Source organism: Nocardia sp. NPDC050713 (assembly GCF_040654315.1).
In the GTDB taxonomy this organism is placed as follows: domain Bacteria; phylum Actinomycetota; class Actinomycetes; order Mycobacteriales; family Mycobacteriaceae; genus Nocardia.
In genome coordinates this window covers 104,351-123,829 of the sequence record NZ_JBFAHS010000007.1, presented here as the reverse complement: position 1 = coordinate 123,829, position 19,479 = coordinate 104,351, and the positions used below count along the sequence as shown (strand labels likewise).

Below are 19,479 nucleotides of genomic sequence, written 5' to 3'. Positions count from 1 at the left end.
AGCTCCTCAGGTCTCGGTTCTACAGACAGCTCAGCTCGGCGGGCTCAGTTCCGCCGCGCTCGGCTTCCTTGCCGCGACTCCGGCCGTCAGGCGGTCCAGCGCCACCTGCGAGTCGGCGTCGGCGGCCCGATAGATGATGATCCGCTGGTCGGGATCCTGCACGGGCATCAGCACCTCGTAGGTGACGACCAGCGGCCCGACCTCGGGATGGCACAGCGGCTTGTTCCCGCGCCCCTGCACCTTCACGTCGTGCCGGTCCCATGCCCGCGCGAACTCCTCGCTGTACGCCGCGAACTCGCCGATCAGCTCGGCCAGTCGCCGATCGTCCGGATGCGCCGCCCATGCCGCGCGCAGGTCCGCGACGCCCTCCCGAATGATGCGCTCGCGCTCGGCGTACAACTCGCGCAGCGCCGGATCGAGCAGGCACAACCACATCGAATTGCGCCGCCGTTCCGGTAGCGCCTCGAAATCTGTGATCAGACAGGCCATTTCGCGATTCCACGCCAGAATGTCGTAGCGGTGGTCGACCAGCATGGCGGGCAGCGGCGACAGGTGCTCGACCAGCATGAGCAGTGCCGGATCGGGGGCGGTGGCCGGTGTGCCGTTGCCAGGCATCCGCTGTCTGGCCAGGTCGAACAGGTAGGCGCGTTCGTCGGCGTCCAATCGCAGCGCCCGCGCCAGTGCCTCGACGACCTCGGCGGAGGGGCGGAGTCCGCGGCCCTGCTCCAGCCGGACGATGTAGTCGGTGCTGACCCCGGCCAGCTCGGCCACCTCCTCGCGGCGCAGACCCGGCGTGCGGCGAACTTGCCGACGGACCGTCAGGCCGACGTCGTCGGGGTGCAAGCGCGCGCGGCGGGCGCGTAGGAAGGCCGCCAGTTCCTGGGTCGCGTTCACGGTGCGGGTCATCGTCTTCGATGGTACGGCCAGGGTGGTACTGGCTTTCCCAGGAAATTCCTTCCCTTACCGCCTCATTCGCCCCGCTCCAGACTGTGTTTCGAACGACGACGAAACATCACGACAGGAGCGACCATGTCCGGAACACGGACCCTCGACACCTACCGCCTGCTCGGCCGCTCGGGCCTGCGGGTGTCCCCGCTCTCGCTGGGCACCATGACCTTCGGCGCCGACTGGGGATGGGGCGCGGACCGCGACGAGGCCCGCAAGATCTTCGACACCTACGTCGACCGCGGCGGCAACTTCATCGACACCGCCAGCCAGTACACCGACGGCACCTCCGAACGGTTGCTCGGCGAGTTCACCGCGGACAACCGTGAGAGCCTGGTGCTCGGCACGAAGTACACCATGCTGCGCAGGCCGGGCGATCCCAACTCCGGCGGCAACCACCGCAAGAGCATGTTCGCCTCGGTGGAGGCCAGCTTGCGGCGGCTGAACACCGATTACATCGACCTGCTCTACCTGCACGCCTGGGATTTCCTGACCCCGGTCGAGGAGATCCTGCGCGGCATGGACGACCTGGTCCGCTCCGGCAAGGTGCTCTACGTCGGCATCTCCGACGCGCCCGCCTGGCAGATCTCCCGCATGCAGACCATCGCCGACCTGCGCGGCTGGTCGCCGCTGATCGCGTTGCAGATCGAGTACAGCCTCATCGAGCGGACCGTGGAGCGCGATCTCGTCCCGATGGCGCGGGAGCTGGGTCTCGGCGTCATCCCGTGGTCGCCGCTCGGCAGCGGCGTGCTCACCGGCAAGTACGGGCGCGCCGATCTCGGCATGCGGACCGAGGCGTCCGCCGCGGGCACCCGCAAGAACGTGGCCGCCGCCAGCGGGGCGCTCACCGAGCGCGGTCTCGTCATCGCCGACGTGGTGAAAGAGGTCGCGGCGCAGCTCGGAAGGACGCCGTCCCAGGTCGCCATCGCCTGGACCCTGCACAACCCCGGCGTCACCTCGCCGATCATCGGCGCGCGCACGGCGGCGCAACTGGAGGACAACCTCGGCGCACTCGACATCGAGTTCGACACGGATCAGATCGACCGCTTGGAGCGCGCCACGTCCGTCGATCTCGGGTTTCCGCACGAGTTCCTGGCCCGGCCGCTGACCAGGAGCGTCACCTTCGGCGATCTGAAGATCGAGGCGCGGGTCTGAGTCTTCCCTTGGCACCGCGATACCTTCCGGCCGCCCGCCCCGATGACCAGTACCGCGCCCCGAACGGTCGATGCGGTAACCGACCGAAGGCCACCTTCATACCGCCAGAGGAGGCGACCTTCGTTCACCCGACCTACGTGCCCGGTGAACCGATCGAGGGTGACCTTGATCGCGGTGGGCCGACCGACGGTGGCCTTCGGTCGGATTGCGTGTCCAACCTTTATGGACGCGGCACTAGTTCACGCAAGGGATGTCGCTGCCCGTGATGGTGGCGTCCACTGGTTTGCCGACGTCCGGTGTCGAGGTCGGCGCCTGAGTGGTTGGCGTGAGTCGGGTGGTCGGCGTGGCCGTGCCGGTGGTCGAGGCGCCGGTCAGGGCCGGGGGCATGGTGAAGTCCGAGCCGAGGACGACTCTGATGCGGCCCTCGGGCACGGTCACGGACTCGAGGGCGGGGAGGCCGAGAGTGTCGGCGAGCCGGGCGGCTTCGGTCTCGTCGCCCGGGCCGTAGTACACCGCCGAGGCCCAGCCGTCCGAGGACGCGGCGTAGCCGACCGTCCCCTTGCGGTAGCCGCGGCTCGCCAGGGCGGTGGAAACCTTTGCGGTGTAACCCTCTTCGCTTCCGGCGTCGAATACGTCGATCGTGCTGGACGGGCTCTGCGACGCGGTCGGCTCGGGCTCGCCGAAGGCGCGGCGCACCTCGCGGCGGATGGCGGCCGGGTCGATGATGTTCACGTCCTGCCCGTTGATCACGTCGTAGCGCAGCACCGGCAGGGTGCGGAACTCGACGGTGGGGCTGGCTGCGGAGCCGACGGTGCGCAGGAAGTCGACGAGGTTCCAGCCGTCGGAGAGCACGATGTTGCGGTGCGCGACGTCCATCAAGGCCGAGAGCTTGCCGACGTCGGTGAACGTACCCGCGTTGCGCAGCTCCTTGGCGACCGAAGTGAGGAAGGCCTGCTGCCGATGGGTGCGGTCCAGATCGCCGTTCTCCAGGCCGTGACGCTGACGAACGAAGGCCAGCGACTGGGCCGGATCCAAGCGCTGGCGACCGGCGGGGAAATCGGCGCCGGAGTACTCGACGTCTTGGACCGGCTTGCGCAGGCACACCTCGACGCCGTTCAGCGCCTTGGCCAGATCGTAGAAACCGGCGAGGGTGATCTCGGCGAACCGGTCGATCGGAACGCCGGTCAGATTGCGCACAGCCTGCACGATGGCGGCGCGGCCCGCCTCCCGGCCCACGCGTTCCAGCTTCGCGCGATCGGTCACGCCCTGGGCCTCGAGCCGCTCCTGCACCACGGCTTTCTTCAGGCCGTACGCCTCCTTGATCTTCATGTGGGTGTAGCCAGGGATGCCCGAGACGGCCACGTAGTTGTCGCGCGGGATGGAGACCGCGGTGATCTTCTTCAGGTCGGCGGGGATGTGCACCAGGATCAGCGTGTTGGCGTTGTAACCGCCCTGATCGCCGTCTCCCGCGTGCAGCTGATCGAGTATTTCTCGCGGGAGGTCGTTGCCGTTCTGGTCTTTTCGGGTGTCGAGGCCGATCAGCAAAATGTTCATCGCGCCGTCCAGCGATCGCGGCGCGTCGTCCAGCGCGTGGGAGCGGCCGAAACCGTCGTCGAAGCCGTTCTCGGTGGTCCAGCCCGCCGCGGTGCCGGCGAGGACGAGTGCCGACAGTCCGCCCGCGACCGCCTTCGCCACGGTGCGGACGACGTCGCGGCGCGGGGTCGGCAGCCGGTGCGCGCCGCCGATCGCACGACGTCGTCCGGAAGCGTCGACGCCGGGAACTCGCGCTGTTGGCTCGTCCACCCAATCCAGTTTGACACGGATCGGGTAACTAGGTATTCGCCGATTGCGCGGCTATCCCCGATCAGCCCGCGCCGTGCAGGTCGAGAATGCTCATGAGAGCGTGTTCCAAGGCGTAGCTGGAGTCCGCCGCGCCGCCCTTCACGTCGGCGTTCAAGGTCGCGACCACCTGCATGGCCGAGCCGATGGTGGCCGGGGTCCAGCCGCGCGCTTGGGCCTGCGCCTTCTTCACCTTCCATGGCGGCATGCCCAACTGCTGGGCGAGCTTGAACGGGTCGCCGCGCCCCGCCGAGCCGACCCGCGCGATCGTGTGCACCGAATCGGCGAGCGCGTCGGCGAGCAGCACGTGCGGAACACCGCGGTCGTTAGCCCACCGCAGCGCCTCCATCGCGCCGGGCCGGTCGCCCGCGACGGCGAGCTCCGCCACGTCGAATCCCGACACCTCCGCCTTGCCCGAGTAGTACTGCCGCACCGCGGCGACATCGATCTTGCCGCCGGTGTCGGCCGCCAATTGCGAACAGGCGGCGGCCAATTCGCGCAGGTCCGAGCCGACCGCCTCCAACACCACCTGCACTACGTCCCCCGCGACCCGCACCCCCGCGGCACGGAACTCACCGCGCACGAACTCCACCCGCTCGGCGGCCTTGGTCAGCTTCGCGCAGTTGTGCACCGTCGCCCCGGCCTTCTGCAGCGCGGGCGCCAGCGCCTTGGCCCGTCCGCCACCCGAGTGCAGCACCACCAGCACCACACCGTCGGGCGGATCCGCCGCCGCCTCCGTGATCACCGCGACGGCGTCCTTCCCCGCCTCCGCCGCCGACTCCAGAACGATCACCCGGTCCTCCGCGAACAGCGACGGACTCAACAACTCCGCCAACTCCGCGGTACTCGCGTCCCCCGCCCGCAGCCGATCGACCGGCACCGCCTCCGGATCCGGCGCCCCCACCCTGACCTGCGCGGTAATCCCCGCCACCGCGCGCTCGATCAACAGCTCTTCCTCCCCGAGGACCAGATGCACCGCCGCAGACCGTTCACTCACGCGCCCGATCCTACGTCCCCCCACCGACACTCCTTCCCAGCCTCACAGACTCCCCCTCGGGACCACCCACTCGTGCACGAACTCCGGGACGACATGAGCGATGTGTTCGAAGTCGGAGTCGTAGTGCACCACGATCGCCCCGTACTGCACCGCCGCAGCGGCGACGGTTACATCGATTACGCCGACCGACCGCTTGCGACCGCAATGCCACAGTCGTCCCTGGATGTCCACGGCGATCTCATGCGTGCGCCGAGTATGAGGCAGCAGCGAGTGTTGCCCCAGCTCCGTGCGAAGCGCGTCCCATTTGGCCGGGTTTCGTGCGGTGAACAGCATCTCCAGGATCTGAGCGGTCGTGGTGACGAGCACTGCGCGGTCGCCCACGTAGCGACTCAGCACCTTCTGCTCATCGAGTTGCCCCGCCTTCATCCGAGACCACGCGCTGCAGTCCAGCAGAAATCTCTTCTCGACCGCGGGACTCAGCGGATCGAGCGGCAGCGTCAGCCGCGCGCCCTCGCCCGAAAATCCTTGTCCAGCAGCTTCGGCAGATCCGTGCCGAGCTCGAGGATTCGTCCTACCGAAATGCGCTGGCGCCGCTGCGTCAGAGCCAGTTTGACCAGCTCCAGCAGCATCTCCTGTTTCGTTGCGAACCCGAGCTCGTCCTTCGCCGCCTCCAAGAACCCCTCGGGGGCTCGCACGGTGGTCGCCTTCATGTTTGCCATGGGCATGCCCCTCATTGATAGCCGACTCCTCTCGTAATTCTAGGGTGATCAACTTCGGTCGTTCACGGATTGCGGGTGTGGATGCGCAGGTGGGGTGGGGTGCCGGCGATGAGGATGTCGCCGTGTTGGTCGGTGCGGGCGATGGTGGTGCCGAGGGAGTGGAGGGCGGTGAGGATTTTGGGGTGGGGGTGGCCGAAGGTGTTGTTCGTGCCGGAGCTGATGATGGCCAGGCGGGGGTGGACGGCGGTGAGAAATTCTTTTGTCGTGGTTTGGGATCCGTGGTGGGGGACCTTGAGGATGTCGGCGCGCAAGGGAGTCGGGTTGCGGAGTAGGCGGAGTTGGGCTGGGGATTCGATGTCGCCGGTGAGCAGAATTCGACCGGCCGGGGTGGCGGCGGTGAGGACGAGGGAGCGGTCGTTCGGTTCGGCGGTGGGGTGTCGTGGGCGGGGTTGGGTGGCGATCGGCGACAGGACGGTCAATTCGACTGCGCCGAACTGCATTACATGACCGGCTGACAGTTCGAGTACCGGGATCTTTGCCGCGGTCGCGATCTCGGCGATCTGCGCGGGCGCGGTGATGGGCGTGCGGTCGTCGGGGGCGCGTGGGTGCTGGCTCGGAGCGGCGTTGCCGTCTGCATCGAGGTTGGTCGCGGCTTCTCCGAGGCGATCGGCCCCGGGGCTGTCCACATCGAGGCGCTGGGCGTCGGGTAGGTCGACCTCCCCTGATTTCGACTGCACGCTCCGGGTCGCCTGGTGCTCAGCACTTTTGCTGTCGGCGGCGGTTCGTGAGGAACTTTCGTGTCCGTCGAGTTCGCCGGGCGCGATGGCGATCGCGGCGACGGTGCGGCCGTGGATCGCGCCGGTCAGGCCGCCGATGTGGTCGGCGTGGGGGTGGGTGAGGGCGAGGAGCGCGATGTGGTGGATGCGGAGGCGGTCCAGGCAGGTGCGCATGGTGCGCGGGTCGGGTCCGACGTCGATGACGATGGCCGTTCCGTGGCCTACGGAGAGGGCCAAGCCGTCGCCTTGGCCGATGTCGCAAGCCGCGAGAACCCAATCGGACGGGGGCCAGCCCGGATTCCAGAGCCGGACGGGCAGCAGGACGGCCGTCGAGGACAGCACGATGACGACCGTGATTCGGCGCACCAGAGCGCTGCGCAGCGCACACACCGCGACGATGACGAACGCGGCGGCGGTCAGACCGCCGATCAACCCGCCGGGCACGGTGAGCGTCGCCCCCGGTAGTGCGGCGGTGTGCTCGGCGACGGTGAGCAACCACCACAGCGGCGGGCCCGCACATCGCAGGACCAGTTCGGCGAGCGGTGGCCACACCGAGGCGCAGGCGGCACCGAGAGCGCCGACTACGGTGAGCGGCGCGATCACCGGTGCGACAAGCACATTCGCCAGGATCGCGACGACGCTGACCCGGCCGGTCAGGGCGACCATGATCGGCACGGTGACCGTGAAGGCGGCTGCCGAGACAGCGACCAGCTCGGCGGGCAGCCGCCACCAGCCGCGGTCCCGCAGCCAATCGGCCCAGCTCGGCGCGAGCAGGATCAGCCCGGCCGTCGCGAGCACCGACAGCGCGAATCCGGCGTTCACCGCGAGTTCCGGCCAGATCGACAGCAAACCGATCACCGCTACGCACAAGGCGGGAAGTGCCTGTTTGCGACGGCCCGTGACCAGCGCGAGCAGTGTGACCGCGCCCATCGCGGCCGCGCGCAGAACACTCGGGTCCGGCCGAGCGACGACCACGAACATGAGTATCGCGCCCACTGCGGTCGCCGCCGCCGCGCGCGGACCCAACGTGAGTGTGCGCACGACGAACAACACGACCGCGAGAAGAATCGTGAAGTTCGCTCCGCTCACCACGCAAAGGTGCTGTAGTCCAGCGGTTTTGAAGTCCTCACGCACCGGTTCGGGTAGGCCCGAAGTATCACCAAGCACCAACGCGGGAATCAGCCCGGCGGCATCCGGGGACAGCGCGGCGGTGGCCGCGTCCGCGAAGTCGTGACGCACCGACGCGGCCGCTCGCTGCCACCACGGCGGTGGTGCGACAGGCTTGGGAGGCCCGAGCGCGTGCAGGGCGGCGACCGTCAGATCGCGGTTCTGCGGCGGCTGCGGCTGCGCCCGGAATTCGACCGGCTGTCCGGGCAATAGGTCGGCCCACTCTGGCCCCGAGGCGAAGACGACCACCCGGCCGCCGGAACGCACCGTCGCATCGGCGCGGTGATACTCCCGCAGCGCGGCCCGGACGACCCAGCGCCGCTCCCCACCGAAGGAACTGCTCGGCAACGGTTTCGGATCATCGGTCGGCGTGGCGACGATTCGCATCGAAAGGCCGTACGCCGCACGCATCGGATGCGTCGCGACGCGATATTCCCGCCACGCCGCCGCCACCGCGAAACCCGTGCCGAGAAGTACAGCAGCCAGCAACGTCAAGGCCACCGCCCGATGCACCGTGGAACTCTCGCGCCACCCTCCCGTCGATGCCACCACGGCCGCAATCGACACGACCGCGACAGTCACCGCGACTGCCATCGCAGCCCCAACACCCGCGACGACGGTGGCTCCGACTCCGAGCAACACGGCGGCGAGAAGCATTACCGCCAGGACCCGTCGCACGAAATGCTCCGAACGCCAGGCCAGCGACATCGCCGCCAACCCGGCTGCTGCCACGGCCGTTCCGAGAGCCACCGCGATACCGACCAACCAGCCCGAGACCAGCACGACGATCGTCACTGCCCAGCAGCACAGTGCGGCGGGAAGCAGACGGGCGTCCACGATCTTCACGCGTTCGGCCTCCCGCGAATCGAGTGCGGAGGTCATACCGTCACCAGATCGCGCAGGCGAGCCAGGCGGGCCGGACCGATGCCGTCGACCTCACCGAGCTGTTCGAGGTCGGTGAAGCGGCCGTTCGCCTTGCGCCAAGCGGTGATCGCACCGGCGGTGACGGGCCCGATGCCGGGCAGGGCGTCCAGCTCCGCTTCGGTGGCTTTGTTGAGGTCGACCTTGCCGGTAGGTCCGGCGTTGGGACGGGAGGTGGCAGCCCCGCCGGTCGCGGTGATCGTGGTGCTGCCGGGCTGGAGCGGCGTTCCCGGAGCCGGGGCGGTGGCCCCGACGAGGATCTGGTCGCCGTCCTGAACGCGCTGGGCCAGGTTGATACCGGTCAGATCCGCGCCGTCGCGGGCGCCGCCCGCCGCGGCGAGCGCGTCCGCGACCCGAGCCCCCTCGGGCAGCCGCACCAATCCACCGCGCTGGACCAAGCCGACCACGCTGACGACCAGCTCGGCGGCCTCGGGTGCGGGCAGCGCTCCCGTCGCGGCGGGAACCGGTTGCGCCGAAACCGGGGGCGTACCAAGCGGAGTCGCACTGGTGCGTACCACAGGCAACGGCGGCACCGCGTGCGCCACCGGACGCTCCTGAAAAACCATCACCATCGCGACGACCACGGCCGCCACACCGACCATCGCCAGAGTCAGCACTCCCCGGCGGCCGGGATTGATTCGCGCACCGTGAAAACGTTCCGGGACAAGACGTTCCCGCCAGCCCGGACCGCGTGGCGGTTCGTCCAACCAGCGCGGGGTATGCACCTCACCGACCGGCTCTTCGTCGTCCACCGCCGCGCTGGTTTCCGTGGAGCGATGATCCGGCGGCAGCCGCTCCAAATGCCAACGGCCCGAGCTTTTCCCGGTCACGTCAGCTGGATGTGCCGTCTCGCTCTCAGGTGACGCGAAGGCATGCGCCTCCCCACGAGCAGCTTTCGGGGCACTGCCACCGGACGTCGCGGAGGCATCCGATCCGAACCCAACCCCTCGACTCGCCCCTACCCGGACGGTCAGCGCCCCGAGCTGCCGTCGTATCCGCTCGCGTTCGTCGTGTCGTCCCATGCCCGCGACCGTACGCAGCCGCCAGACCGAACAGCCCGCTGCGACCAGGCATTTCGTCAGCCCTGTTGATAACCCCGCCCCTGGGGACAACCCACCCGCCAAAGCCCCGGACCCGCACGTGCCAGTCCGGACCGCCAACTCCCGTGCGAAGGCGGTTCCGCGGGCCTGACGCTCAGTTCAACCGCTTGGCAAAGCAATTCGACAGAGGCAGCACCTCGTACGGCGCGAAGATCGGAATTCGGTGGTACCCGCTGCGGGTATAGAACCGCACGGCCTCCGGCTGAAGATGTCCGGTCTGCAGGATCAGCCGTGGCAGACCGGCGGCGCGGGTGGCGTCCTCGGCCGCGGTGAGGAGCGCGGCGGCGACGCCCGAGCCGCGGTGGGCGGGGCGAACGAACATTCGTTTCAGCTCGAGTTCGCCCGCGTTCCAGCGCAGCGCCGCGTGACCGGCCGCCCCGTCCGAATAGGCGACGAACGTGCGATGCACGGTGGCCTCGTCGACCGCGTTCGGATTGCCGCGCACCGAGCGGGCGAGATCGGCGTAGCGCGGTCCGACCTCGGCGGCCATCTCCTCGCGCAGGGTGACCGCGTCGGGATGCGCCCAGTCGACCGTCGCCACGGTCAGTGTCGAACTCGTCACCGTCGCGACGTTATCCGGCGCGGCGGCTCGGCGAACCGGTTGCGATCACCGTGATCGGCATTCACGCGCACCCGCCGGGCACCACGAGCACACCGACCGCGCCGAGACCCAGGTGCACGCCGAGCACCGGACCGAACTCCGCGACGATCAGTTCGCGGATCCCCGGAATCAGTTCGCGCAGTTGCCCGGCCAGGGTCTCCGCGGCCTCGGCCGCCTCCAGGTGCTGCACGGCCACCGCGGCGCCGTCTTCCCCGGCCGCGTCCACCGCCGCGGCGAGGAGTTTCGCGTACGCCTTGGAACGCGTCCGCGCTTTCTCACGCAGCTCGAGCCGACCCTCGACGATCTGCAACAGCGGTTTGGTGACCAACTCGCTGCCGAAGAACGCCGCCGCGCTGCTCAGCCGCCCGCCGCGGCGTAGCTGCTCGGTGCGGTTGACCAGAAAGAAGGTGCGCGCCCGGCTGGCGGTGGCGACGGCGGTGTCGTAGACGATGTCCAGCGGCGCACCGGCCCGCGCCCTACGTGCCGCCGCGAGGGTGGGAAGTCCGGTGGCGAGGCCCGCCCCGAGGGAATCGACGAGACGAACGCGGTCGGCGGCGTCCATGTCGCGCACGGCCTGCCTGCCCGCCTCCCAGGTTCCGGACAGCTGACGCGAAAGGTGCACGGCGACAACCCCATCGCCGCCGCTGCGCGCCAACGCCCGCTCGTAGACCTCACGCAACTCGCCGGGCGAGGCCGCCGACGTGGTCACGGTATCGGCGGCGTAGTCGATGTCGATCGGTTCCACGCCCTCGCGAATGGCGCGGTCACCGACCAGGACGTGCAGCGGAACGACGGCGATATCCAGCTCGTCGACGAGTTCGGCAGGGAGGCTCGCGGAGGAATCGGTGACGACCACGACGGCCACGGACTACCGAACCTCCTGCAAGGTCTTGACCATCGCGTTGGCGACGGCGGTGTGCCCGGCCCAACCCCAGTGGATCCCATCCGGATTGGCGTCGCCGGAGAAGATGTTCTCCCGCACCGCTTCACCGAGATCCACCAGCGGCACCGAACTCCGCGCCGACCACGCCTGCAGCGCCTTCACCGCGCGTGGCCTGCCGGAATGCACCCGCCCATAAGCCTCGCAGTTGTGCACCGAGGGCAGCACCGCGACGAACGGCAGATCCGGACGCAACTGCGCGAGCGCCTCGCGGGACTGCTCCAAGTAATCGACGCTCACCTTCGGCGGCAGCGCGACCGGGCGACCCAGCTTCGACAGCTTCGGTTGCAGCCAGTTGTACAGGGAACGGACGCGCCTGCGCAGACCCGGCGGACGCACATAGCGGATCAGCTCGCGGAGCGCGGTCGGCAGCGGCGACGGCAGGGTGTCCATGCCGCCGACGGCGAAGACCACCGCGCCCGCGTTCGGCACGGCCGCCCACACCCGCGGGTCGCCGATCAGCGCCCAGTAGGCATCGCGGCAGGTCCAGCCGATCCGGCCGACCAGCTCCACGTCCCAATCCAGTTCGGCGCCGACGAGATTCGGCCAGATTCGCGGATCGTCGGCGGGCAGGCCGCCCTTCGGACCGAAGTAGGACAGCGAGTCGGCGATGACCAAGAGCACCGGACGCTTGGCCGGAACCTCCTCGGCAGCGGGAACGACTTCACCGGCCGTCGCCACACTGGCGTCTGCGTTCACCCGCTCGGCGGCAAGCTCGGACGCGCCCGAAACTGCTGCCGCGGACGGGATCAGCGCCGAGACGGACGCCGCCGACGCCGCAGAAGGAGTCGACTCCGATGCCGCAGCGGGAGCAGACATCGCAGCCGGTGCCGCCAGAATTTGCGGCGCTGACACCTCGACCGTTGCTGCGCCATCGGACTTCGCAGGATCCACCGGCGCCGATTCAGTGGTCAGCGCGGAATTCGCAGGCGCGCCAGCATGCTCCCGCGCGCCGGCCGAGACCGATGCCGGTCCAGGGGCCGAGGTCGCGCTATCGGCCTCCGCGACGCGCGGAACGCTCTCGCCCGCAGCTACTTCCGTCTCGGGGTCGACAGAGCCGTGCGTCGCCGAATCGTCCTCGACGGCACGCCGCACTTCGTCCGAACGCTCGCTCCCCAGCGGGCCATCGATGGTCTCCGACGACCCGCTCGGACCCGGCTCTCCGGAATCCGCCACAACCTCGCTGCCCACCGCACCAACCGGGACATCGGACACCACTGCGGCACCCGAATCACCCTCGGCGACTTCGGTTCCCGAGGCGCCGTTTTCGACGGCACCGGTTTCCTGCCCCGATTCGACGTCGTCCTCGGCCTCCGCGTCCGCGGCATCTCCGCCCAACGGACCGTCGACCGCGCCCGACGCAGGCTCGACATCCCGATTCGGCGGTCCACCGAACAACGCGTCCGGCAGCTGCCGTTCCGGCTTGGCTGTCACCTGCTTGAACAACTCGTCCGGCACCGTGCGAAGGGGTTCCTCACCCTTCGCGGTGCTCTTCGCGGACCGCGCGGGCTTGTCGGCGGGACCGCCGAACAGCGCGTCCGGAAGCCGGCGTTCCGGCTTGGCGGTCACCTGCTGGAACAGTTCGTCCGGCACCGACCTGATCGGCTCTTCAGAGGACATCGGGAGCTACCTTTGCCGCTGCGTTCCACACATCGAGGCGCCACCCGGGCTGTTCGATGCCTGGACCGTGGCTGCTCAGTTGCACCCAGCTGGTATTGGCCAGTCCTCCGAGGATCGGCCAGTTCTGCGGCGGCAGGTCGAGCAGCGCGGCCGTCAGGGCGGCGATCAGCCCGCCGTGCGCCACCAGGATGATAGTCCGGCCCGGCCAATCCTGTCGCTCGCTGAACAGTTCCCGCACGACGGGAAGCGAGCGCGCGCCCACCTCGAGTTTGCTCTCGCCGTTGGGCGGCCGATAGGTGGCGTCGAGCCGCCAAGCGACCCGCGCGCCCGGATAATCGGCGTCGACCTCGAGGTGAGTGAGCCCTTCCCAGTCACCGAGGTGGGTTTCCCGCAGACGCGGGTCCCGCACGACGGGCACCGCGGTGTGCTCCGCGAGGGCGAGCGCGGTGTCGTAGGCGCGCTTGAGGTCGGAGGAGACGATCGCGATGGCATTGCGCGAGACCAGCTCGCGCGCCGCCTCTTTGGCTTGTCTTCGACCGAGCTCGGTGAGATCGGTGTCGATCTGCCCCTGCATCCGATCCGAGGCATTCCATTCGGTCTGCCCGTGCCGCAACAGGATCAGGGTGCGCACACCGGCATACTTGCTCACTCGGCGCCGTTCCCCTCGTCACCCTCGACGGCGCGCGGATCACCGACACCTGACACCGGAACCACCGGGCAGTCCTTCCACAGCCGTTCCAGCGCATAGAAATTGCGCTCGTCGTTGTGCTGGATGTGCACGACGACGTCGACGTAGTCCAGCAGGGCCCAGCGGCCCTCGCGGGTGCCCTCCCGGCGGACAGGCTTGTGACCGGCCTGCCGCAGCCGCTCCTCCACATTGTCGACGATCGCGTTGACCTGGCGTTCGTTCGGCGCGGAGGCGATCACGAAGCAGTCGGTGATCACCAGCTGCTCGGAGACGTCGAGCACGACCACGTCGGCAGCCAGCTTCTCGTCCGCCGCCCGCGCGGCGACCTGCGCCATCTCGACCGCCTCGACAGATGCGCTCATGCCTGCGCCTCGCTGACGCTCGGCTTCGGCATGCGCGAAGCGCGCTGGCACACGATTCGCTCACTCCGTTCGCTCATGCCTTCTCAGCTACCTTCCGCTGCTCCGGGCACGTAGAGGTGCCGCTTCGATATGTACTGGACCACGCCGTCGGGGACGAGGTACCACACCGGCCGATTCTCGGCGGCGCGTCGCCTGCACTCACTCGACGAGATGGCCAGGGCCGGGACCTCGATCATCGTCACCGCATCGGCCGGAAGATCACGCAGGTGTTCCTGGAGATGATCGGCGTTCAGCTCGTAGCCCGGACGGCTCACCCCGACGAACTTCGCCAGTTCGAACAGTTCCGCCCAATCCTGCCACGAGAGGATGTTGGCCAGTGCGTCCGCTCCCGTGATGAAGTACAGCTCGGCGTCCGGATACTGCGCGCGCATCTCGCGCAGGGTGTCCACGGTGTAGGTGACCTTGCCCCGGTCGATGTCGGCCCTGCTCACCGAGAACCGCGGGTTGGAGGCCGTCGCGATGACGGTCATCAGGTACCTGTCCTCGGCCGGACTGACCTTTTTGTGTGCTTTCTGCCACGGCTGTCCGGTGGGGACGAAGATCACTTCGTCGAGGTCGAACCGGTTGGCGACTTCGCTGGCGGCGACCAGGTGCCCGTGGTGGATCGGGTCGAAGGTGCCGCCCATCACCCCCAGCTTGCGTCCGGTCCGGCCTGTCTCTTGCATGAGTGCCGAGCTTAATGCTCAGCCGTCGGCCACCGTCCGGACGCCCGGCTGCTGGGCAAGCGTCCGGTTCATCGGCGCCGGGCGCGAACGGCGGCTGCACCCGGCCGACTGGATCACGACCCCGGCGCGGCGCAGCTCACGCCCCGTCGGTCGAACCGAAGCGGCGCACGAACTCGCCCGCCAGTCCCGTGCCCGCCGCGGCGACCAGCGCCCCGACGGCGGGATGGACGATCAGCCCCGTCACCGCGCCCGCGAGCTCGGGCAGCCGCCGGGCGAACCAGTTGCGGACGTACTCCATGGTCGACAGGTCCGGCTCGGACGCGGTGACCGCCTCTTCCAGCTCGTCCACCCGCTCGGCGGCTTGGTCCCGCAGCGGGCCGTCGGTGGGCAGCTGGGCGCGCAGCCGCTCGAACTCGGCGCGCAGACCGGCGAGGTCGACGCCGACGTTCTGGGTCGAGTCCCCGCCTGCCTCCACCCGGCTGACGGTGTTGTGGTGCCCGACGGCGATCTGCCCCGGCACGTCGCCGCCGACGTTCAGGTGGTAGTTGGCTCCTGATGCCTCGGTCACGGTGGTGTCCTCTCAGTTGGTGGGGAAGGGCAGATCGAAAGTGGGGGCGGTGGACGGTGGCGGGACGCTCACCGTCGGCGTGGTCGTGGTCGGCGGGATCGTGGTTGTCGAAGGCGGGGTGGACGGCGTGCTGGTGTCGCTCGGCGAGGTGGTCTCCGACGGTTCCAGCACCGCGACACCGCGCAGTTCGAAGGTGATGGCCGAACCACCCGAGTCGGACGGGATGACCAGCTTCGCGGCGTAGTCACCGGGCTCAGTGGGGCTGAAGGTGAAGTCGTACACGCATCCGCCCGCTCCGACGGGCGGGCAGGGGTTGGGCGTCGCCCGAAAGACCGGATCGCCGGAGAGAGCGGCGGCCGCCTCGTTGTCGCAGGTCAACCAAGGGAATCCTCCCGAACGAGTCACGGGTTCCCCGCCCGCGATCGCCTCGAAGGTGATCACATAGGTCTGGGGAGCGCAGTCGGTGGCTCCCGGCCCGGGGTCTGCCCGCGGCGGTGGGGGTGTCCGCGGCGGAGCCTGGGCCGGGCCGCTGGTCTGCTCCGGGGTCGAGGTGACCGGGAGCGGACCGGTCGTCGCGGTGGCCAGGACAGTCGTGATCGGCGCTTGCCCGACCGCGGGCGGGGCGTCCCCAGAGGTGAGGCGGACTCCGGTGACCGTCGCGGCGACCGCGAGCGTCGCGACCACGGCGCCCGTCGCGACCGGATGACCCAGTGCGGTCGAACGCAGCGCCTCCCGCACCGTGTGCGACCCCACCTGCTTCGCCGCGACGACCGTCGCGCTCGCCCCGACGCCGACGGTCGCCCCGACCGCCATGCCGAGCGCCTGCTCGCGCACGTGCGTCTCCCTGGTGAAGTACGCGAGATCGGCGGCGTGACCCACGTGGGTCGCCGCCTGCGAGCCGAGCGCGAGCACCTCTTTCCAGCATCCCCACCGCAGGGACCGGCCGAGCACCGGCGAGACGGCCCTGGCCAGCTCGCGCACCGGATCGTGCCGGCCGCGGACCATTCCGGCCCGCAGCACCCGCACGACGACGATGTCGACCTCGAGTATCTCGGCGTGCGTCGCCGACCCGACCACCCAATCACGCAGCGGGACAAGGTAATCGGACGGGTCGGGCGGGGGTCCCTGCCACTCGGCGGTGAGCGCGGCCGGACTGCCGGTCAGCCGGTAACCCGACGCGAACCGTTCGGCGAGGTGGATGCGCTCGAGCGCGGTCAGCGCCGCCGACGCGTCCGGCCTGCGGATCAGCACGCCGAGCGCGGCGGGCGTCACCGTGGCGCCCGCCAGTGCGCACAGGGCCCGGAGGGCATCGCGCACGTGACCGGCCAAACCGGCGACCATCGCCCGCTGGAGCACGCCGGGATCGGCGAAGAGCTCGTCGGAACCCGACATCCCGACCCACGCGGCGGCGCGCACCAGGGCGAGCGGATGCCCGCGCGCCGCCCGGCACAACCGCCTCGCCGCGTCCGTGTGGGGGCCGAGACCGCGACCGAGCGTGCGGGCGATCAGCGCCATGGCTTGCGGCTCGGGCAGACCCTGTACTTCCAGCGAATATCCGTGGCCCCACAGCATTCTCGTCGTCGTCGCGACGATCAGATCACCGGAGGGCACCGTGTCGAGCAGGCTTTCCAGGTCGGCGGCGGAACCCTCGAAGTCATCGATGACGATCAGCGCGCGGATCGATCCCATCAGCCTGCGCAGCGCGGTGGGATCCGGCCGGTAGTCGACCGCGTCGTAGCAGGCCTGAAACAAGGAGTGGAGCAGATCCTCGACGGCGAGACCAGCAGCCGACAGGTACACGACGGGATGACCGCCCCGCGCACGGTCGGCCGCGAAACGGCGAAGCAGCGTCGTCTTGCCGACCCCCGGTAGTCCCGAGATCTCCACCGGCACAGACCGATCCAGTGACGTGGCCACGCTGTGCAATTCACGCAGCCGCCCGATCATGTCGCCGCGCGCCCGCGGGATCGGCATCCCGACCGGCCTGCTGCGCCGCCGCACCGTGGGCGGCGGACCCTCGCGCACGAAGACCTGTGATCCGTGCGCGTTGATCACGACGTTGTGCTCGCCGACCACAACCTGCCCCGCGACACTGCCGCCGACGGTGACGCGGTGGCTCCCGCCGTATTCCCCATCCATACGAATCTCCCCCGCGACCTCGGTCGTAGCGCAAAGAGTAATCGATGGATTACTTTCCGGCTCAGTGATTTACGCGAGCCGAATGCCGACATCTTTCGTTCGGGCAATCAGTAATTTCGCCGCATACTTTGCGGACTGGACGACCACGGCGTTGCTCAGCTGCCGACGATATCCCGAATGCCCGGCGTGAGAACGGTTTCCAGCTGGTACCAGGGCACCGTGACGACGACGTCACCGGAAATCCGCTCGGCGGGCGCGCCGAAATGTATTTCCATTCCGGCGGGGGTAGCCAGCCAGACGCGGTAGTTGTATTCGGCGGGCTCGAGCGTGCTGGCGGGTAGCTCGGCGTTCTGCGGCAGAAGGGCCGCGGCCCGGGTGGCGAGCGTGTCGAGGCCACGGTCGAGATCGGTGAACAGGTCGGCGAGGGTGATCGTACGACCGGTGCGCGCGTCGGTCACGTGACTCGTGCGCAGGGCGACCTGCGTATCGCCGGTATTCACCGACACCGACAGCAGCCCGCTCAGCACCCGCGTCCCGACGTAGGTGACCTGTCCCGGACCTGGCGCGAGCGTGGTCCGCGAATCCACCTGATCGATCCAGAATCGCGCCGCCGCACGCATACCGGCGTTGAACGCCGCCGCGGCGGGATCGTCACCCGCGACCCGCGGGACGTCGAGGACGTATCCCGGCCCCGTCACGAGTTCCGAAGTCGCGACGCGCACCGGGACGCTCGGCGGCGCCGCGACGGCGTCCGGCTCGATGCCCGCCGCGCAGGTGGTCAGCAGCCCGGCCAGCACCGCGACGATGGCGGCGGCGGTGGCGTAGATCCTCATTCCGGTCTCCGAATTCGCGACGCACCGAGGCGATCTCGGTGTCTTCGGTTACGGTCCGGCACGCCGCCAAAGAACGGCTGAGCATCCGCTGAAGAACGCCGTCAGCGCTCGCGCATGTCCGCGAGCTGGTTGCGCGTGTATTCGAGTTCGAGGCTCACCTGGGCCGAGGGTTCGCGTTCGGCCAGCGCCTCGAGTTCGGCGAGCACCTCGCCGAGCGCGGCGATCCCGTCCTCCCGCTCGGTCTCCGAATCGGCGGACCAATACCGCAGCCAGGCCGCCGAACGCAGGCAGCGCGCGCGGGGACCGATCCGGTCGAGCTCGCCCCAGAGCTGGGCGGCCCGCAGGTACGCGAGCCGGGCCTGGTCCTCCGCGCCGCCCGCGTCCAACGCGGAGGCGGCCGACCAGACCAGCTCGGCTTGGAGTTCGACGCGCGCGTGATCGGCGCGGACCAGCCGCGCGCCTTCGAGAAACTGCTCGCCCGCTTCGCGATACCTGCCGACGACTCGCAGCGATTTGCCGAATTGCCCACGCAGCACCGCCATTTCGGCGGCCGGGTAGGGCGCGGCTCCCACCGTGAGCGGCGGCTCGAAGAGTTCGACGGCCTCGGCATGCCGTCCCGCCCGGTGCAGCGCGCGCGCCGCGACCAAGGTCAGATGCACCGCGTCCGCGTCGGACACACCGCCCCAGCGCGCGGCGGCGTGCAGGGCCGTCTCCGCCAGCTCCAGCTCCCGCCCCGCCCTGCCCGAAAGCACCATGACCAGTTGCGAATGCCACCGCGCGAGCGTCTCGGCGGGTAGCGCGCCCGCGCCGAGCGCCAGCGCCTTACGCAAGTACTCCTCCGCCTCCGCGGGCGCGTCGAGCAGCCGGGCCGCGGCCAGTTCGGCCAGGCGCTCGGCTTCCTCGCCCCGTTCGTCCCCTTCCCCGTCGCCACTCTGCTCGGCACACCCCGACCCGACGCCTTCCGGCGCTTCGTTCCCCATGCGGGGCATCGTTCGCGGGACCGCCAAAGAAACGCTTAACGAATCCTGATGGGATCGGTCATAGCTTCGGGCGCTTGGATTTCGGCAGCTTGCTCACGATCGCGTCGTAGGACTGGTCGACGAGTTCGCGCAGTTCGTCGGCCGGGACGGCGCCGCCGACGCGGATGCTGTTCCATCCGTAGCGGCCGATGTACGCCGAGGCGGTGACGTCGTCCGGGTAGATGCGCACGAGTTCGTCGGCCTCCTCGCGGTTTCGACCGCATTTGAGGCCGACCGAGTCGCCGCCGCCGAGGAACGCGAAGATCTTGTCGCCGACCTTCGCGACGACGTCGCCCTCCCACGGTTCGTCCTGCCATGCCCCCGGCTTGGCGAGGCAGTAGGCCAGCAGCTGTGCGTCGTCCATC

19 protein-coding genes are annotated in these 19,479 nt (G+C 69.5%); 1 reads left to right on the top strand and 18 read right to left on the bottom strand.

Translation table 11 applies throughout. From position 1 onward, the window contains the following. Positions 1–30 precede the first annotated feature (30 nt). Entirely contained in the window at positions 31–906 is an 876-nt protein-coding gene (locus AB0H49_RS15715; protein WP_357251765.1) for a helix-turn-helix transcriptional regulator, read from the bottom strand. A 123-nt stretch (positions 907–1,029) separates the two neighbouring features. On the opposite strand from AB0H49_RS15715, the gene AB0H49_RS15710 reads away from it, so the two are divergent. Continuing rightward, positions 1,030–2,100, top strand: a complete 1,071-nt coding sequence (locus tag AB0H49_RS15710) for an aldo/keto reductase (RefSeq protein ID WP_357251762.1) — start codon at positions 1,030–1,032, stop codon at positions 2,098–2,100. 234 nt (positions 2,101–2,334) lie between these two features. Here the strand turns inward: AB0H49_RS15710 and AB0H49_RS15705 are convergent, their stop codons facing one another. From AB0H49_RS15705 to AB0H49_RS15625, 17 genes are all read right to left on the bottom strand, one after another. Beyond that, positions 2,335–3,846, bottom strand: coding sequence for an LCP family protein (locus tag AB0H49_RS15705; protein ID WP_357252126.1), 1,512 nt, complete (start codon positions 3,844–3,846; stop codon positions 2,335–2,337). A 118-nt stretch (positions 3,847–3,964) separates the two neighbouring features. Continuing rightward, the gene (holA, locus tag AB0H49_RS15700; RefSeq protein WP_357251759.1) at positions 3,965–4,936 is read right to left on the bottom strand and encodes a DNA polymerase III subunit delta; all 972 of its coding nucleotides are present in this window, start codon (positions 4,934–4,936) and stop codon (positions 3,965–3,967) included. A 42-nt stretch (positions 4,937–4,978) separates the two neighbouring features. Then, on the bottom strand, positions 4,979–5,386 hold the full coding sequence (locus AB0H49_RS15695; RefSeq protein WP_357252123.1) for a PIN domain-containing protein: 408 nt from the start codon (positions 5,384–5,386) through the stop codon (positions 4,979–4,981). A 47-nt stretch (positions 5,387–5,433) separates the two neighbouring features. After that, entirely contained in the window at positions 5,434–5,655 is a 222-nt protein-coding gene (locus AB0H49_RS15690) for a hypothetical protein (protein ID WP_157107805.1), read from the bottom strand. A gap of 62 nt (positions 5,656–5,717) precedes the next feature. Beyond that, complete coding sequence (locus AB0H49_RS15685; protein WP_357251756.1) at positions 5,718–8,480, bottom strand: ComEC/Rec2 family competence protein; 2,763 nt, start codon at positions 8,478–8,480, stop codon at positions 5,718–5,720. Further along, positions 8,477–9,349, bottom strand: coding sequence for a ComEA family DNA-binding protein (locus tag AB0H49_RS15680; protein WP_357251753.1), 873 nt, complete (start codon positions 9,347–9,349; stop codon positions 8,477–8,479). The genes AB0H49_RS15685 and AB0H49_RS15680 overlap by 4 nt, the downstream gene beginning before the upstream one ends. Before the next feature lie 364 nt (positions 9,350–9,713). Next, the gene (locus tag AB0H49_RS15675) at positions 9,714–10,181 is read right to left on the bottom strand and encodes a GNAT family N-acetyltransferase (RefSeq protein WP_355000798.1); all 468 of its coding nucleotides are present in this window, start codon (positions 10,179–10,181) and stop codon (positions 9,714–9,716) included. 61 nt (positions 10,182–10,242) lie between these two features. Beyond that, the gene (locus AB0H49_RS15670; protein WP_355000799.1) at positions 10,243–11,085 is read right to left on the bottom strand and encodes a DegV family protein; all 843 of its coding nucleotides are present in this window, start codon (positions 11,083–11,085) and stop codon (positions 10,243–10,245) included. Between the two features lie 3 nt (positions 11,086–11,088). Next, positions 11,089–11,841: a diglucosylglycerate octanoyltransferase gene (octT, locus tag AB0H49_RS15665; protein WP_355001151.1), complete on the bottom strand. Its 753-nt coding sequence runs from the start codon at positions 11,839–11,841 to the stop codon at positions 11,089–11,091. Between the two features lie 928 nt (positions 11,842–12,769). Further along, positions 12,770–13,429, bottom strand: coding sequence for a histidine phosphatase family protein (locus AB0H49_RS15660; protein ID WP_355000800.1), 660 nt, complete (start codon positions 13,427–13,429; stop codon positions 12,770–12,772). After that, complete coding sequence (gene rsfS, locus AB0H49_RS15655; RefSeq protein WP_355000801.1) at positions 13,426–13,830, bottom strand: ribosome silencing factor; 405 nt, start codon at positions 13,828–13,830, stop codon at positions 13,426–13,428. Before rsfS ends, AB0H49_RS15660 begins: the two co-directional genes overlap by 4 nt. Positions 13,831–13,913: 83 nt before the next feature. Then, positions 13,914–14,555, bottom strand: a complete 642-nt coding sequence (gene nadD, locus AB0H49_RS15650; RefSeq protein WP_084483097.1) for a nicotinate-nucleotide adenylyltransferase — start codon at positions 14,553–14,555, stop codon at positions 13,914–13,916. A 136-nt stretch (positions 14,556–14,691) separates the two neighbouring features. Then, a complete protein-coding gene (locus AB0H49_RS15645; protein WP_355000802.1) occupies positions 14,692–15,123 on the bottom strand; it encodes a hypothetical protein in 432 nt (143 codons plus the stop codon). Positions 15,124–15,135: 12 nt separating this feature from the next. After that, positions 15,136–17,262: an ATP-binding protein gene (locus tag AB0H49_RS15640; RefSeq protein ID WP_357251746.1), complete on the bottom strand. Its 2,127-nt coding sequence runs from the start codon at positions 17,260–17,262 to the stop codon at positions 15,136–15,138. A 155-nt stretch (positions 17,263–17,417) separates the two neighbouring features. Continuing rightward, on the bottom strand, positions 17,418–18,095 hold the full coding sequence (locus tag AB0H49_RS15635; RefSeq protein ID WP_357251743.1) for a DUF3298 domain-containing protein: 678 nt from the start codon (positions 18,093–18,095) through the stop codon (positions 17,418–17,420). 101 nt (positions 18,096–18,196) lie between these two features. Next, entirely contained in the window at positions 18,197–19,075 is an 879-nt protein-coding gene (locus tag AB0H49_RS15630) for a hypothetical protein (protein WP_355000805.1), read from the bottom strand. Between the two features lie 58 nt (positions 19,076–19,133). Then, entirely contained in the window at positions 19,134–19,478 is a 345-nt protein-coding gene (locus AB0H49_RS15625; RefSeq protein ID WP_355000806.1) for an MmcQ/YjbR family DNA-binding protein, read from the bottom strand. Position 19,479: the final 1 nt, after the last annotated feature.

Bases quoted from the DNA above. Each gene is read 5' to 3' on its own strand.
- nadD (WP_084483097.1), bottom strand. From the start codon at position 14,555: ATGCAAGAGACAGGCCGGACCGGACGCAAGCTGGGGGTGATGGGCGGC.
- AB0H49_RS15635 (WP_357251743.1), bottom strand. From the start codon at position 18,095: ATGAGGATCTACGCCACCGCCGCCGCCATCGTCGCGGTGCTGGCCGGG.
- AB0H49_RS15690 (WP_157107805.1), bottom strand. From the start codon at position 5,655: ATGGCAAACATGAAGGCGACCACCGTGCGAGCCCCCGAGGGGTTCTTG.
- AB0H49_RS15715 (WP_357251765.1), bottom strand. From the start codon at position 906: ATGACCCGCACCGTGAACGCGACCCAGGAACTGGCGGCCTTCCTACGC.
- AB0H49_RS15640 (WP_357251746.1), bottom strand. From the start codon at position 17,262: ATGGATGGGGAATACGGCGGGAGCCACCGCGTCACCGTCGGCGGCAGT.
- AB0H49_RS15630 (WP_355000805.1), bottom strand. From the start codon at position 19,075: ATGGGGAACGAAGCGCCGGAAGGCGTCGGGTCGGGGTGTGCCGAGCAG.
- rsfS (WP_355000801.1), bottom strand. From the start codon at position 13,830: ATGAGCGCATCTGTCGAGGCGGTCGAGATGGCGCAGGTCGCCGCGCGG.
- AB0H49_RS15710 (WP_357251762.1), top strand. From the start codon at position 1,030: ATGTCCGGAACACGGACCCTCGACACCTACCGCCTGCTCGGCCGCTCG.
- AB0H49_RS15625 (WP_355000806.1), bottom strand. From the start codon at position 19,478: ATGGACGACGCACAGCTGCTGGCCTACTGCCTCGCCAAGCCGGGGGCA.
- AB0H49_RS15685 (WP_357251756.1), bottom strand. From the start codon at position 8,480: ATGACCTCCGCACTCGATTCGCGGGAGGCCGAACGCGTGAAGATCGTG.